Annotated in this window: 11 protein-coding genes; 4 read left to right on the top strand and 7 right to left on the bottom strand. The window is 69.5% G+C overall.

Going from position 1 to position 15,163, the window contains the following annotated elements; all coding sequences use genetic code 11:
• Window positions 1-35: 35 nt before the first annotated feature.
• From ACFY1U_RS10645 to ACFY1U_RS10655, 3 genes are read right to left on the bottom strand one after another with little or no spacing between them, the layout of a single operon-like run.
• Entirely contained in the window at window positions 36-722 is a 687-nt protein-coding gene (locus ACFY1U_RS10645; protein ID WP_390693741.1) for a GntR family transcriptional regulator, read from the bottom strand.
• A gap of 20 nt (window positions 723-742) precedes the next feature.
• Window positions 743-1,471, bottom strand: coding sequence for an aspartate/glutamate racemase family protein (locus tag ACFY1U_RS10650; RefSeq protein WP_390693742.1), 729 nt, complete (start codon window positions 1,469-1,471; stop codon window positions 743-745).
• Window positions 1,468-2,811, bottom strand: a complete 1,344-nt coding sequence (locus ACFY1U_RS10655; protein ID WP_390693743.1) for a dicarboxylate/amino acid:cation symporter — start codon at window positions 2,809-2,811, stop codon at window positions 1,468-1,470. Before ACFY1U_RS10655 ends, ACFY1U_RS10650 begins: the two co-directional genes overlap by 4 nt.
• A 106-nt stretch (window positions 2,812-2,917) precedes the next feature.
• Here ACFY1U_RS10655 and ACFY1U_RS10660 point away from each other — a divergent pair, with 106 nt between their 5' ends.
• A complete protein-coding gene (locus ACFY1U_RS10660; RefSeq protein WP_390693745.1) occupies window positions 2,918-4,336 on the top strand; it encodes an aspartate ammonia-lyase in 1,419 nt (472 codons plus the stop codon).
• A gap of 231 nt (window positions 4,337-4,567) precedes the next feature.
• Complete coding sequence (locus tag ACFY1U_RS10665; protein WP_390693746.1) at window positions 4,568-6,907, top strand: alpha-L-fucosidase; 2,340 nt, start codon at window positions 4,568-4,570, stop codon at window positions 6,905-6,907.
• 391 nt (window positions 6,908-7,298) lie between these two features.
• Here the strand turns inward: ACFY1U_RS10665 and ACFY1U_RS10670 are convergent, their stop codons facing one another.
• From ACFY1U_RS10670 to ACFY1U_RS10685, 4 genes are all read right to left on the bottom strand, one after another.
• A complete protein-coding gene (locus ACFY1U_RS10670; RefSeq protein ID WP_390694501.1) occupies window positions 7,299-8,231 on the bottom strand; it encodes a zinc-binding alcohol dehydrogenase family protein in 933 nt (310 codons plus the stop codon).
• Between the two features lie 67 nt (window positions 8,232-8,298).
• A complete protein-coding gene (locus ACFY1U_RS10675) occupies window positions 8,299-9,201 on the bottom strand; it encodes a carbohydrate ABC transporter permease (protein WP_390693747.1) in 903 nt (300 codons plus the stop codon).
• The gene (locus ACFY1U_RS10680) at window positions 9,201-10,046 is read right to left on the bottom strand and encodes a carbohydrate ABC transporter permease (protein ID WP_390694502.1); all 846 of its coding nucleotides are present in this window, start codon (window positions 10,044-10,046) and stop codon (window positions 9,201-9,203) included. Before ACFY1U_RS10680 ends, ACFY1U_RS10675 begins: the two co-directional genes overlap by 1 nt.
• A gap of 50 nt (window positions 10,047-10,096) precedes the next feature.
• A complete protein-coding gene (locus ACFY1U_RS10685) occupies window positions 10,097-11,416 on the bottom strand; it encodes an extracellular solute-binding protein (RefSeq protein WP_390693748.1) in 1,320 nt (439 codons plus the stop codon).
• A gap of 241 nt (window positions 11,417-11,657) precedes the next feature.
• On the opposite strand from ACFY1U_RS10685, the gene ACFY1U_RS10690 reads away from it, so the two are divergent.
• Window positions 11,658-12,683, top strand: a complete 1,026-nt coding sequence (locus ACFY1U_RS10690; RefSeq protein WP_390693749.1) for a LacI family DNA-binding transcriptional regulator — start codon at window positions 11,658-11,660, stop codon at window positions 12,681-12,683.
• Between the two features lie 37 nt (window positions 12,684-12,720).
• Entirely contained in the window at window positions 12,721-15,027 is a 2,307-nt protein-coding gene (locus tag ACFY1U_RS10695) for a glycoside hydrolase family 3 N-terminal domain-containing protein (RefSeq protein WP_390693750.1), read from the top strand.
• Window positions 15,028-15,163 lie beyond the last annotated feature (136 nt).

Genomic DNA, 15,163 nt, shown 5'->3' on the forward strand with positions numbered 1-15,163 from the left:
AGTCGGCCTGTCCCCCAGCCGCTGGGGATGTCCCCTCATCCCTCAGTCGGCTCGACCAACTGATTGGTGTCGAAGAGTTCGTTGATGTGTCCGCCGAGTTCGGACCAGTGCTGTGCGGAGAGTTCGGCGGCGGAACGGGCGTCGCCGGTGGCGCAGATCTCGACGAGCTGGTCGTGGTGCTCGATGGTGTTGCGGCCGCCCAGCAGTGTGGAGAACTTGCGGTACAGGATGCGGTGGATCTGCGGGTGCAGCTGTTCGACGATCCGGCTCAGTACGGGGTTGTCGGCCGCCCCGATCGGTACGGCGTGGAAGCGGTCGTCGGCCGCGAGCGCGGCGGCGGTGTCATTGGCGGTGACGGCTCGTTCGAAGTCCCGGTTGGCCTCGCGCATGGTGTCGAGGTCCTGCTTCGTCAAGACGGGCACGGCCGTCTCGACGGCGAGCTGGTCGAGGGAGCGCAGGACCGCGAGGGTCTTTTCGACGTCACGGCGGTTGAGCGTGGTGATGCGCGTATAGACGCCGGGCTTGGCCTCGACGAGGCCGATGTCGGCGAGCCGGGCGAGCGCCTCGCGCACGGGAGTGCGGCTGAGGCCGAGGCGCTCGGCGAGTTCACCGTCCTTGACCTTCTCTCCGGGGGCGAGTTCGCCGCGCACGATGGAGTCGCGCAGGCGATGGAAGACCTCGTCGCTGAGGAGGCGGCGGGAAACGGGGCTGTCGAGTGACATATTGCGTACAGTACATCGCCTTAGAGGGCCTCTCCGGTGGCGGCCATCCCGGCCCGGCGGACTAGGGCCCGGGCCAGGATCACCGCCGGGTCGATGAGCGGGACGTCCACTGCGTCCTGGGGAAGCCCCAGCGGAATCTCCGTGCAGCCGGCGATCACCGCCTGCGCGCCCTGTTCGACCAGGCGCTGTGCGGCGCGGGCCAGCAGAGCGGTCGTCGCGTCGTCGCAGACGCCGGATTTCACGGCTCGGATGGCGGTCATGACCTCTTCGTCCTGGCCGGCGTCGTCGGGCAGGACGAGGCGGATGCCGAAGCGGTCCAGCCAGTCCTGGTACAGGCCCGCGCGGACGGTGCCGGTGGTGGCGAGCAGTCCGGCGGTGCGGAGGCGCGGGACCATGGCACCGAGGTACCGGGCGACTTCACCGATCATGTGGACGATGGGCAGGCCGACGTGGTCGGCGATGCGGGGGACGAAGGCGTGCGCGGTGTTGCAGGGGATGGCGATGACCGTGGCTCCCGCCTCGCGCAGCACGCGGCTGCCGTCGAGCAGCCACGGGGTGGGGTCGGGTCCGTCACCGAGCAGGGCCTGGGTGCGGTCCGGGATGGTGGGGTCGGACCAGATGACCGTGCGCAGATGGTCCTGGTCGTCGGCGCCAGGGGTCGTCGCGACGAGCTTGGCGTAGAAGTCGGCGGTGGCGGCCGGGCCCATGCCGCCGAGGATGCCGATGATCTCCGTGGTGGGGGCGCTCACTGTGCGGGTTCCTTGTGCAGGGACGGGGTCTCGGGCTCGGCCGGGGTGTGGACGGTTTCACCACTGGCCCGTTTGGCTGCGCGCCGCTTCTCGGAGCTGTCGACGACGGCGGCGGCAAGGGAGTTGCCGACGACGTTCACGCCTGTGCGGGCCATGTCGACGATGAAGTCGACGCCGAGGAGCAGGGCGATGCCTTCGGGGGGCAGGCCGATGGAGTTGCCGGCGGCGATGAGGACCACGATGGAGGCGGAGGCGACGCCCGCCATGCCCTTGGAGAGGATCACCAACACGCCGACCATGAGCAGCAGGGCAGGCAGGGAGGTGTCGGCACCGTAGGCGTTGGCCAGGAAGACCAGCGCGGCGGCCTGGTAGAGGACGGAGCCGTCGGTGTTGAAGGAGTAGCCGAGGGGGACGACGAAGGAGGTCGTGGAGCGGCTGACGCCGAACTCCTCCAACTTGCCCATGAGGGGCGCCAGTACGGCCTCCGAACTGCGCGTGACGAAGGCGATCCCGACCAGTCCCGCGATGGACTTGAGCAGTTCGACGTAGCGGATGCGGTAGATCGCGGCAATGAGCGGGAAGAGCGCGCCGATGACGATGGCCAGGCCCGCGTAGACCACCGCGATGAAGCCCAGCAGGCTGCGCAGGTTACCGAAACCGTAGTACGCGACGTCGTAGGAGATGAAGCCGAGCACGCCCAGCGGCGCGATGCGGATGACATAGCCGACGACCTTGAACATCACCGCGGCGACCGACTCCAGGACGGCGGCGAAGGGCTCGGACTTCTCCCCGATCGCGGCCATGGCGATGCCGACGAGGACAGCGAAGACGATCGCGCCGAGCAGATTGCCCTCGCCGAACGCGGCGAAGATGTTCTTCGGTACGGCGTGCAGGACCAGCTCGTGGAAGTCGATGCCCTGGCTCAGACCGTCCAGGTCCTTGGCGTCGGCGCCGTGGACGGGGGCGCCCTCGCCGATGCCCGTGACCTTGGCCAGACCCACCGCGATCAGCAGGATCACGGTGGTGACGAGCTCGAAGTAGAGGATGGCCTTTCCGGCGATCCTGCCGACCTTCTTGACCGACTTCATGCGGGCGATGCCCAGCACGATGAGCGGGAAGACCAGGGGCAGGACGACGACCTGCACCAGGTTCAGAAACACGTCTCCGAGAATCTTCATCTGCTCGCCGGCGGCCGGGGCGAGGGATCCGATCAGGGCGCCGAGACCGACGGCGATGAGCGACTGGATGCCGATCGGCACGTTCATGCGTCGCCGCAGGAATCCCGAGGGCCGGGTTGGTGGGGTGTCCGCATCGGCGGGACGGCGGGGTGCGGTGTCCATGGGCCACTCCTGTCATATGCAATATATTGCGTTCTGCGTGTTGGTCGGCAACACTGAGGCCGGACATGGCCGCCTGTCAAGGGGCCCGCAACACGAGGAGCAGCGGATGGCCGTACGCATCGAGCACGACCTGGTCGGAGACAAGAAGATTCCTGCCGACGCCTACTACGGCGTGCACACCGTGCGGGCCGTGGAAAACTTCGCGATCACTGGAGCGACCATCGCCCAGTTCCCGGACCTGATCACCGCACTGGCCGCGGTCAAGCAGGCGGCCGCCCGGGCCAACCGCGACCTGGGTCTGCTGCCGCCGGACATCGCCGAGGCAATCGTCGACGCCTGCGAGGAGATCCGCGCCGGGCACCTGCACGAGCAGTTCGTCGTCGACCCGATCCAGGGAGGGGCCGGCACCTCCACGAACATGAACGCCAACGAGGTCATCGCCAACCGGGCCCTGGAGCACCTGGGACATCCCCGGGGGTTCTACGAGATGGTCCATCCGCTCGACCACGTCAACCTCGGCCAGAGCACCAACGACGTCTACCCCACCGCCGTACGGCTGGCCCTGGTCACCTCACTGCGCCGGCTCGGCGATTCGCTGGGAGCACTGGCCACGGCGTTCGCCGAGAAGGCGGCGGAGTTCAGCGACGTACTGAAGATCGGTCGTACGCAACTCCAGGACGCCGTGCCCATGACGCTGGGCCAGGAGTTCACCACGTACGCCGTCATGATCGAGGAGGATCGCCGGCGCCTGAGCGAGGCCGCCACCCTGCTGCTGGAGTCCAACCTCGGCGGTACCGCCATCGGCACCGGAATCAACGGCCACCCCCGCTACGCCGAACTCGCCTGCGCGTACCTCGCCGAGATCAGTGGTGAACCCGTCCGGCCCGCAGGCGACTTCATCGAAGCCACCCAGGACTGCGGTGCCTTCGTCCAGCTGTCCGGCGTCCTCAAGCGCGTGGCCGTGAAGCTCTCCAAGACCTGCAACGACCTGCGCCTGATCTCCTCCGGCCCCACGGCCGGACTCGGCGAGATCAACCTGCCGCCGGTGCAGGCGGGTTCGTCGATCATGCCCGGCAAGGTCAATCCGGTGATTCCCGAAGTCGTCAACCAGGTCGCCTTCGAGGTCATCGGCAACGATCTGACCGTCACCATGGCTGCCGAGGCAGGACAGCTCCAGCTCAACGCCTTCGAACCCGTCATCGCCTACAGTCTGATGCGCTCCCTGACCCACCTGCGCGCGGCCGGCGACACACTGGCCACCCGCTGCATCCCCGGCATCACCGCCAACCGCGCCCACCTCCACGACACGGTCCACCGCTCGGTCGGCCTGGTCACCGCACTCGCCCCGCACATCGGCTACGCCGCGAGCACGACGCTGGCCCGCCGGGCCCTGGCCACCGGCCGCCTGGTCAAGGACCTCGCCGCCGAGGCCGGTCTGCTCACCGCCGAGCAACTGGACGTGATCCTGCGGCCCGAGAACCTCACCGGGCACTCCGCCCTGCCATCGGTGACCGCCACGCGGTGAACGACGGCGGAGGCGCCTGGGCGGAACACCACTAGTCATCCAATGACTGCGTCCGCGCTTTCCGGATCGCCCCCCACAACTCCATTCGCGATAAGGAAACTTCTTCCCACCTCTGGACAACGGCCTCGCCGATCACCCTTAATGCATCCGATGTCTTCCGTGGGCACCGTTGGCTGCCCAGGTCCCCGACGCCGAAGCGCTCCGAACACCAGCGAGCAGGAGGAAACAACCGTGCCCAGAGCTCTCTCACGTCGTTCGGTACTCGCCGGAACGGCGGCGGCGACCGTGGCCGCCGTCGTGGGCCCGACCGTGATGGCGCCCCCCGCGTTCGCCGCGGCCGCCAACCCGCTGCCGCTGCCTCCCCTGCGGATCCCGAAGACCGACATGGGCCTCGAGCAGCAGCCGGATTCCAAGGTGCAGTGGCTGCAGGACGCCAAGCTGGGGATGTTCATCCACTGGGGTGTCTACTCGGGGCCCGCCAAGGGCGAGTGGTGGATGCACAACGCCCCGATCACACCGGCGAACTACCGGAAGTACGTCACCGACGCGACGAGTGAGCAGTTCACGGCGGACGCCTACGACCCCACGGCCTGGGCGCAGTTGGCCAAGGACTTCGGGGCGAAGTACGTGACCCTGACGACCCGTCACCACGACGGTTTCGCGCTGTGGCCGCTGAACCACCCCAACGCCTGGAGCTCCGGACAGGCGCCGCTGAGCCGTGACTTCGTCAAGGACTATGTGGCGGCGGTGCGGGCGGCGGGACTGAAGGTGGGCCTGTACTACTCCCCCATCGACTGGCGCTACCCGGGCTACTACGACGTCACCGGCACCGACTGCGCGACGAACCCGTGGGGTTACACCACCGATCCGGCGCACAAGGAGAACGCGCGGATCATGAAGACCGAGGTGTACGAGTCGGTCAAGGAGCTGGTCACCCAGTACGGCGTGATCGACGACCTGTGGTGGGACGGCGGCTGGATCGCGGAGCAGGGCACCGACGCGGACGGCGCGTTCTTCTGGGAGCCCGGCCAGTTACGCGATCCGGCCAACCAGTGGCCGGTGGACTCCACCTACGGTGAGACCGACCCGGCCGGCAACCCGCTGGGCCTGATGGGCATGGTCCGCAAGCACCAGCCGAACATCGTCGCCACCTCACGCTCCGGCTGGATCGGCGACTACACCAGCGAGGAGGGCTCCTCCGTGCCGTCCGGGGCGATCCGCACCGGCAAGGTCAGCGAGAAGGTCTTCAGCGTGGGCAGCAGCTGGGGCTACAACTCCGACGGCCAGGTGATGAGTTATGGCACCGCCATGAACATCCTGGTGAACGCCTGGGTCCGCAACATGACGGTCATGGTCAACGTGGGCCCGGACCGGCACGGCACCGTCCCCTCCGGCCAGGCGGACCTGCTGCGCCGGATCGGGGCGTTCCTGAGCGCCTGCGGCCAGTCCGTCTACTCCACCCGCGGCGGCCCGTGGGACCCCGTGGACGGCCAGTACGGCTACACGTACAAGGACAACACCTTCTACGTCCACCTGCTGCCCGGCTACAGCGGCACTTCCTTCACCTCCCAGTCGATCGGGGACGCCCAGTTCACCCGCGTGTTCGACGTACGCTCCGGCACCAGTCTGTCCTTCTCCGTCGGCGGTGACGGCCGGGTCGCCATCACCGGCATCGACCGCACCACCCACCCCGAGGACAGCGTCGTCGGCGTCACGCTGGACCGCTCCGTGCAACCGGCCGACATCGCCTCCGGCAGGACCGCCACCGCCGACAGCGAGGAGACGTCCAAGGGCAACACCGCGTCGAACGCCGTCGACGGGTCCACCTCCACCCGCTGGTGTGCCAACGACGGCAGCACCGGCCACTGGCTCAAGGTCGACCTCGGCTCCACCCGCTCCCTGACCGGAACCCGCATCGCCTGGGAGAAGGACGGCGCCAACTACCGCTACCGGGTCGAGGGTTCCACCGACAACGCCACCTGGACCACGCTGGCCGACCTCACCGCCACCACCAGCACCAGCCAGGTCCAGGTCGCCCTCTTCCGCGCCCAGGCGCGCTACGTCCGGGTCAAGGTCACCGGCCTGCCCACCGCTGTGTGGGCGTCCATCCGCAGCCTGGAGGTCTACGACCGGCCGTTCACCGCGGACCTGGGCACCGTCAAGCTCATCAACCGCAACAGCGGCAAGGTGATGGACGTCAAGGACGCCTCGACCGCCGACGGCGCCCTGGTCATCCAGTGGCCCTGGACCGGCGGCGCCAACCAGCAGTGGAAACTGCTGCCCGACACCGACGGCTCCTACCGGCTGTCCAACGTCAAGAGCGGCAAGGTCCTCGACAGCCCCGGCGGCTCCGCCCGGGGCGCCAACCTCGACCAGTGGACCGACTCCGGCAGCGACAACCAGTGGTGGAAGCTGGTCCCCTCCACCACCAGCGGCTACTACCGACTCGTGAACGTCCGCACCGGCTGGTGCGCCGACGTCGCCAACGCGTCCACGTCGGACGGCGCCGACGTCATCCAGTGGCCGACCGCCGGCGGAGCCAACCAGGACTGGCAGATCGTCGCGCTCTGACGGCCGGTTGAGCCGACGGCATCGCGTCACGTCAGCCGAGGGGGCTGCCTGAGCCAGGAAGCCCCCTGCTTCAACTGGGAGGGGGTCAACTGACCTGTCCGGTCACCTCCAGGGATGGAGGGTCTCCGCCGCGGCCTCCCTACGACGCGTCCTCGGCGACAGGCTGACCCACTCCCCCGGCCTGGTGCGCGCCGCCGACCTGACCACCAAGGCCGAGGACCACTTCACCGAGCCGGCCGCGAGGTCAAACACCGCATCGAAGCCCTCACTGACGAACTCGCCACCCCGCCCTTCGAAGCCCTCTCCCCACCGAACTCGACGAACTGATCACCGAACTCGAACCCATCACACCGGCAGCAACCGACGCGACGGGGATGCATTCCGCGTGGCGTTACGGCACCAGAACGATCTTCCCGGTGACGTGGCCGGTCATGATCTGACGATGGGCATCAGCGGCTTCGCGCAGCGGGTGGCTGCCGGCGATCAGGATGCGCAGCCGCCCGGCTTCGGCCGCTGCGGTGAGCTCCAGACGGGCAGCGGCCCGGACCTCCGTACCGGGGTCCGCGCCGGGCACGCCGCCGAGGAGTTTGATGCCGGCGCGGGCGCCGCGCTCGAAGCCGGCGATGGTGGCGATGCGGGAGAGGCTCGGCACGAGGTCCACCGAGACGTCCACCGCCTCGTCGGTGCCCACCAGGTCGGCCGCCGCGTCGACGCCGTCGGACGCCGCCGCACGTACCCGGTCGGCCAGACCGGGCCCGTACGCGAGGGGGATCGCGCCCAGGTCGCGCAGCAGCTCGTGCTTGGCCTCGCTCGCCGTTCCGAGAACCGTGGCGCCTCGCGCGACCGCCATCTGCACGGCCACCAGGCCGACTCCCCCGGCAGCGCCGTGGATCAGCACGGTGTCGCCCTTGCCCACGCCGATCGCTTCAAGAGTGTGCACGGCGGTGACTCCGGCGGTCATCAGCCCACCGGCCTGCTCCCAGGACAGTCCTGCCGGCTTCGGTAGCACTGACGACGCCGGGACGACGAGTTCGGAGGCGTACGCGCCCGGCGCGCGATAGACGATCACCTCATCGCCGGTCTGTACGGGGCCCGCCGGGCCGATCGCCTCGGCGCCCACCGCGGTCACGACACCGGCGGCCTCGGTGCCCAGCCGCATCGGCAGCGCTGCCGGATCGGTTCCGAAGGCACCGCTGTACACCTTGTGGTCGAAGGGGTTGACACCCGCGGCACGGACCGCGACCCGCACCTGGCCGGGCCCGGGCTCGGGAACGGCCACTTCGATCACCGACAAGACCTCGGGGCCGCCGTACGCACCCGCCACCACTGCTTCGCTCATGCCCGTGGACAACACGCTGCTGGTGGCGATCATTCCGCCGTCCTCTCGTTTCTCATTTTCCGAAGCCCGCGGTGAGTCCGCCGATGAGCTGGCGGCGGCCGAGGACGTAGAGGGCGAGGATCGGCAGTGTGGAGAGGACCACGGCGGCCAGGATCGCGGGGATGTTGATCGTGAACTCGCCCTGGAAGCTCCACACGAACAGCGGCAGGACCCGCTTGTCGGGGCTCTGGGTGAGGATCAGCGGGAAGAGGAAGCCGTTCCAGACGTTCAGGGCGTCGTAGATCGTGACCGTGATCAGGGCGGGGCGCGACAGCGGGAGTGCCAGGTTCAGCAGCATGCGCCAGTGCCCGGCGCCGTCCGCGCGCATCGACTCGTACAACTCGTCGGGGATGTCCCGGAGGAAGTTGACCAGGATGATCACCGTGAGCGGGATGGCGAACGCCGCCGAGGGCAGCACGATCGCGAGCAGGGTGTCGTACATCTGCGCCTTGGCGATCAGGTAGTACACGGGGATGATCGTGGCCTGCAGCGGGATGGCCAGGCCCAGCAGGAAGACGTTGAACGCCCAGCGCAGGGCCCGGCCGGTGCCACGGACGATGGCGTACGCGGCCAGGAAGGACACCGCGAGGGTCAGCAGCGTCGCGCCGACGGTGACCACGGCGCTGTTGAGGAGGTAGTGGGCGAAGCCGTTGTCCCAGACCAGGCGGTAGTTGGCCAGCGTGGGGCTCGTCGGCAGGGCGAGCGGGTTGGCGTCGAAGAAGCCCTCGCGGGTGCGCAGGCTGGTGACGAGCACCCAGTAGACCGGGACGAGGACGATCACCAGCCAGAGCAGGCCGCCCAGCGCGCCGAGGGGGTTGGTGCGGCGCAGACGGGACAGGCGGCCGGGCGTCCCCGCCGTCATGGGTGCCGGGCGGGCCGGGGAGTCGGTGGTCGGGGCTTGGGAGAGCGCGGACATCACATACCTGCCTGCTGGCTGCGCATCCGGTTGAAGCCGGAGAAGCGGAGAAGGGCGAGGGAGAGGAGGAGGCCGGCCACCACGAGTACGACGGAGATGGCGCTGGCGAGGCCCATCTCGTTGCTCTGGAAGCCGGTGATGTACATGTCGAGCGGGAGGATGCGGGTGGCGTAGCCGGGGCCACCGCCGGTGAGGACGAAGACGAGGTCGAAGTAGGTGAGGGAGCCGACGACCATCAGCGTGGACGAGGTGACGACGGTGTAGCGCAGTTGGGGCAGGGTGATGTGCCAGAACTGGGCGAGCCGGCCCGCGCCGTCGATCGACGCCGCCTCGTACAGGGAGGCCGGGATCTGCCGGGCTCCGGCCTGGTAGAGCAGCGTGTGGAAGGGCACGAACTGCCAGGCGATGACGAACACCACGGTGTAGAAGGCGAGTTGGGGATCGCCCAGCCAGTCCTGGTTCAACAGGGGCAGGTTCAGGGCCGCGCCCAGGCCGAAGTTGGGGTCGAGCAGGTCCTTGAAGATGACGGCGATGGCGGCCGTGGAGATCAGCAGCGGGACGAAGTAGAAGACGGCGAACAGGGCGCGGTAGCGCTGTTTGCCCGCGACGAAGACGCCCAGCAGGAGGCTGAGCGGCGTCTGCACCACCCAGGACAGGACCATCAGCTTGGCGGTGAGCCACAGTGCATGGCGGGTCACGGAACTGGTCAGCGCCTCACGCCAGTTGTCGGTGCCCGCCCAGGCCGGGCTGCCCAGTCCGTCCCAGCGGGTGAAGCTGAGGTAGACGACGATCGCCATCGGTACGAGCGCGAAGAGGGCGAAGAGCAGCAGGGCGGGCAGGGCCATGAGAAAGGGCGGGCCGCCCTGCCGGGCGGAGGCGGAGACCTTGGCGGTGCTCACTTCGCCGCCGCCTTGTCCATCTGTGCGCAGAACTGCTCGGGGCTGAGCTGACCGAGGAAGAGCTGGTCGAGGTGGGTGAGCAGGGCGTCGCCGAGTCCCGGGCTGAGCGCCTGGTCCCAGGAGAGCTGGAAGCTCTTTGCGTCGCGGGTGAGGTTGTAGACGTACGAGGACCAGTCCGCGTTGGCCGATGCCTTGATCTTGGCGTCGAGGTCCTTCACCGGCGGCACGTCACCGTTCTTGAGCAGGCTGTCGACGTAGGCGTCGTTGTAGACGCCGTCCTTGAGGTACGACACCGCAGCCTTCCGCTCCTTCGCGCTCGCCTGCGCGGACAGGGAGAAGAAGTTGGCCGGGTTGCCGACGATGTTGCTCGCGTCGCCCTTGCCGCCGGTGACGGACGGGAAGTCGGCCCAGCCCAGATGGCCCTCGGAGACGAACTTCGGCGAGCCGGTGTTGATGGAGCCGTAGCCCCAGCTGCCCTGCAGGAGCATCGCGGCCTTGCCGGTGTACAGCTGGGCCTCGGCCTGGCCGGTGTCGGCGGAGACCGAGGTGAAGCCCTTGGCGAAGCCGCCCGCGTCGACCAGCTGCTTGATCATCCGGGTGGCCTGGAGGACGGCCGGGTCGGACCAGGCGCCCTTCTTTCCGGCGGCGATGTTCGCGAAGGTGTCGGGCCCGCCGACGCGGTCGACGAGGTACTCCAGCCACATCAGGTCCGGCCACTTGGACGCGCCGCCCATGGATATCGGGGCGATGCCCTGGGCCTTGAGCTTCCTCACGAGGGCGAGCAGGTCGTCCCAGGTCTTCGGCGGCTGGGCGCCCGCCTTCTGGAGCAACTCCTTGTTGTAGTAAAGGACCACGGGCTGTACGCCGTTGACGGGAACCCCGTAGACCTTGCCGCCGAAGGTCGCGGACTTGAGCACCGAGGGGAAGATGCGGTTCTTCCAGGCGGGGCTGGCGTCGAGATCGGCGGTGAGGTCGGCGACCTTCCCCGCGTCGACGTAGCTCTTCAGCCCGCCGCCGCCCCAGTTCTCGAACAGGACGGGTCCGTTGCCGGCGCCCACGGCGGTGCGCAGCTTCTGCTTGTAGGGGTCGTTCTGGAAGAACTGGTAGGCGATCCTGCTGTCCGGCCGGTCCTTGTTCCACTGGGTGGCCGAGGCCCGGAAGGTGGCCTCCGAGCCCTGGGTGAGCGCCCAGGCCGGCGTTCCGTCTCCGCCGGCACCGCCGGCGGTGCGCCCGCTGCTGCCGCAGGCGGCGAGGGCGAGGCTGAGCGCGGCCGCCGAGGCGGTGATGAGGGCGCGGGAGGGCATTCTCGAGGTCATCGTGAGCTCCTTCGGCTCTTCAGAGGTTCGATCGCGCTGGACGGCTCGTCGGCTGCGTCGGATGCGATGAAGTGCGACCCGGCTCGAAAGTTTTCGAAACCTCTGCGTTTTCTGGCCGACAAATTAGGTCCGCCATTGCTACGGGTCAAGGGGTCGCGCGCGAATAATTTACGTGGCTGATACCCCTGGAACCTTGCGAAAGCTTGCGCTACCGTCCCCGTAAACCAGCGAAAGGACCAGCATGGCGAAGAGAGCCGTCGAGCGGACGACACTGACCGGTATCGCCGAGGCGGCCGGGGTCTCCGTGGCCACCGTCTCCAAGGTGGTCAACGGCCGCAGCGACGTCTCGCCCGAGACCCGGGCGCGCATCGAGCGGCTGCTGGTGGAGCACGACTACGTGGCGCGCGGTCCCGGCGGCGCGCAGTCACCGGTGCGCACCGTCGACCTGACCTTCGACGAGCTGGTCAACCCCAACAACCTGGTGATCACACAGGGTGTCACGGAGGCCGCGGCCGAGGCCGGGGTCGACGTCGTCATCGGTACGGCGCCGCAGGATCCGCTCGGTGCGGCCTGGGCCCGGAAGATCGCGGGCGCGGGCCGGGAGGGCGTGATCCTGGTGACGTCCGAACTGACCGCCCAGCAGCGGGCGCAGTTCGCCCAGCACGGCATCCCGCTCGTGCTCATCGACCCGATGAACGTGCCGGACGAGAGCGTGCCGAGCATCGGTGCGACGAACTTCAGCGGCGGCATGGCGGCCACCGAGCACCTGCTGAAGCTCGGCCACCGCCGGATCGCGATGATCGAGGGCCGGCACGACGCCGTCTGCAACACGGCCCGTCTGCACGGCTATCAGGCCGCGCTCAGCGGTGCCGGCGTCACGCCCGACCCCGGGCTCATCAAGCGGGGGGCGTTCCGGTTCGAACCCGCCTACCAGGCCGCCCTGGAACTCTTCGCCCTCGACGAGCCGCCCACCGCGGTCTTCGCCGGCAACGATCTGGAGGCCTTCGGCGTCATCGAGGCCGCCCGGGTCAACGGCCTGCGGGTGCCGGACGACGTGAGTGTCGTCGGCTTCGACGACACCGCCGCCGCAGGCACCTCGGCCCCTCCCCTGACCACCGTGCGGCAGCCGTTCGCCGAGATCGGCCGGGCCGCCCTGCGCACGCTGCTCCGCCTCGCCGCCGGCGAACCCCTGGACAGCCACCGCGTGGAGCTGGCCACCCAGCTGGTGGTCCGGGGCTCCACCGCTCCGCCACCCACCCACATCTGACGCTTCCGCGCCTCACCACCACCCCGAGGAACGCACCATGACGACACCTTGGGCCGATCCGGCCTGCCCTCGTGACGACAGGGTCGAGGCCCTGCTCGCGGAAATGACCCTGGAGGAGAAGCTCGCCCAGCTCGGCAGCGCCTGGCCCGGCGTCGAGCGGGTCAGCGGCAACGTCGCCCCCATGCAGGACGTCTTCGCCCGCCACACCGACTTCGGACAGGCCAGCAAGGACGGACTCGGCCATCTCACCCGCCCGTTCGGCACCAAGCCGGTCGAACCGGCCGAAGGGGCGCGGCAACTCGCTGCCCTGCAGCGCGAGTTGATCGACAGCACCCGGCTCGGCATCCCCGCCATCGCCCACGAAGAGTGCCTGACGGGTTTCACCACCCACCACGCCAGCGTCTTCCCCACCCCCCTGGCCTGGGCCGCCGCGTTCGACCCCGGCCTCGTCGAGCGCATGGCCCACGCCATCGGCGCGAGCATGCGCCGCGTCGGCGTCCACCAGGGCCTCTCCCCCGTCCTCGACGTCGTACGCGACTACCGCTGGGGCCGCGTCGAGGAGACCCTCGGCGAGGACCCGTACCTGGTCGCCACGACCGGCACGGCGTATGTGCGCGGCCTGGAGAGCGCGGGCATCATCGCCACCCTCAAGCACTTCGCCGGCTACGCGGCCTCGAAGGCCGCGCGCAACCACGCCCCCGTCTCCATGGGCCCGCGCGAGTTCGCCGACGTGATCCTGCCGCCGTTCGAGACGGCGATCCGGGAGGGCGGCGCCCGCTCGGTCATGAACTCCTACGCCGACGTGGACGGCATGCCGGCCGGCGCCGACCCCTCCCTGCTCACCCGACTGCTGCGCGAGGACTGGCAATTCGAGGGCACGGTCGTCTCCGACTACTGGTCCATCGCCTTCCTGCGCACCATGCACCGCATCGCCGCGACCGAGGGCGGGGCCGGTGCCCGCGCGCTCACCGCGGGCATCGACGTGGAACTGCCCGACACCCTCTGCTACGGCGAACCCCTCGCCGCACTCGTCCGCGAGGGAACCGTCTCCGAGGACCTCGTCGACCGGGCGGTACGGCGCGTACTGCGCCAGAAGGTCGAACTGGGGCTGCTGGACGCCGACTTCGACCCGGCGGCGACCGGCGAGGGGCCCGTCGACCTCGACCCGCCCGCGCACCGGGCCATCGCCCGCGAACTGGCCGAGCAGAGCATCGTGCTACTGGACAACCGCACAGGACGACTCCCCCTGGCCGCGGACACCGGATCCATCGCCCTCGTCGGCCCGTGCGCCGACGACGCCAACGCCTTCTTCGGCTGCTACTCCTTCCCCAACCACGTCCTGCCCCACCACCCCGGGCACGACAACGGCATCGAGGCCCGCACCCTGCTGGACGCGCTGGCCACGGAGCTGCCCGGCACCCGTATCACCTACGAACAGGGCTGCCCCGTAAAGGACATCGACCGCGGCGGAATCGCCGCGGCGGCCGAAGCTGCCCGGCAGGCGGACGTCTGTGTCGCGGTGGTCGGCGACCGCGCCGCCCTCTTCGGACTCGGCACCTCCGGCGAGGGCTGCGACGCGGAGGACCTCTCGCTGCCGGGTGTCCAGGGCGAGTTGGTCGAGGCCCTGCTGGCCACGGGCACGCCGGTCGTCCTGCTCGTCGTCTCCGGCCGCCCGTACGCGCTCGGTGCGTACGCCGACCGTGCGGCCGCCGTCGTCCAGGCCTTCTTCCCCGGCGAGGAGGGCGGTCCCGCCCTCGCCGGTGTGCTCTCCGGACGGGTCAACCCCTCGGGCAAGCTGCCGGTGCAGGTCCCACGGACGGCGGGCGGCCAGCCCGGCACCTATCTGCATGCCCCGCTCGGCGGCAACACCCAGGGCGTGAGCAACCTCGACCCCACCCCGGCCTACCCCTTCGGGCACGGCCGCTCGTACACGACCTTCGCCTACGACGGGTTCGAGCTGAGCGCCGAGCAGATCACCACCGCCGGCGAGGTAGACATCAGCTGCCGGGTCCGCAACACCGGCGGCCTCCCCGGCTCCGAGGTCGTCCAGCTCTACACCGCGGACCCCGTCGCGCAACTGCCGCGCCCGATAACGCAGTTGACGGGATTCGCCCGGGTCCGCCTGGCACCCGGCGAGGAGCGCAGGGTCACCTTCCGCCTGCATGCCGACCGCCTCGCCTACACCGGCCCCGCACTGCACCGCATCGTCGAACCCGGCGAGATCACGGTCCAGCTCGGCTCCTCCAGCACCGACATCCGGCTCACCGGCACCATCCAGCTGACCGGCCCGACCCGCCGGGTCGGACACGCCAGAGTGCTGCACACGCCGACAGACGTCGACTGAGCTGCCGCCCCTCTAACCGCCTGCGACGTGGACAGACGTCCGTAGCCGCAGGCGGTCGACGTCACTCACCTTTTGAGCGGAGCGCTCCGCTCCGATAGGTTGAATGCAGAACACACCGTTCCGCCGACTCGGAGGA

This window comes from Streptomyces sp. NPDC001351 (assembly GCF_042896045.1).
Taxonomy (GTDB): Bacteria; Actinomycetota; Actinomycetes; order Streptomycetales; family Streptomycetaceae; genus Streptomyces.

Bases quoted from the DNA above. Each gene is read 5' to 3' on its own strand.
- ACFY1U_RS10690 (WP_390693749.1), top strand. From the start codon at position 11,658: ATGGCGAAGAGAGCCGTCGAGCGGACGACACTGACCGGTATCGCCGAG.
- ACFY1U_RS10680 (WP_390694502.1), bottom strand. From the start codon at position 10,046: ATGGCCCTGCCCGCCCTGCTGCTCTTCGCCCTCTTCGCGCTCGTACCG.
- ACFY1U_RS10675 (WP_390693747.1), bottom strand. From the start codon at position 9,201: ATGTCCGCGCTCTCCCAAGCCCCGACCACCGACTCCCCGGCCCGCCCG.
- ACFY1U_RS10660 (WP_390693745.1), top strand. From the start codon at position 2,918: ATGGCCGTACGCATCGAGCACGACCTGGTCGGAGACAAGAAGATTCCT.
- ACFY1U_RS10695 (WP_390693750.1), top strand. From the start codon at position 12,721: ATGACGACACCTTGGGCCGATCCGGCCTGCCCTCGTGACGACAGGGTC.
- ACFY1U_RS10685 (WP_390693748.1), bottom strand. From the start codon at position 11,416: ATGACCTCGAGAATGCCCTCCCGCGCCCTCATCACCGCCTCGGCGGCC.
- ACFY1U_RS10645 (WP_390693741.1), bottom strand. From the start codon at position 722: ATGTCACTCGACAGCCCCGTTTCCCGCCGCCTCCTCAGCGACGAGGTC.
- ACFY1U_RS10655 (WP_390693743.1), bottom strand. From the start codon at position 2,811: ATGGACACCGCACCCCGCCGTCCCGCCGATGCGGACACCCCACCAACC.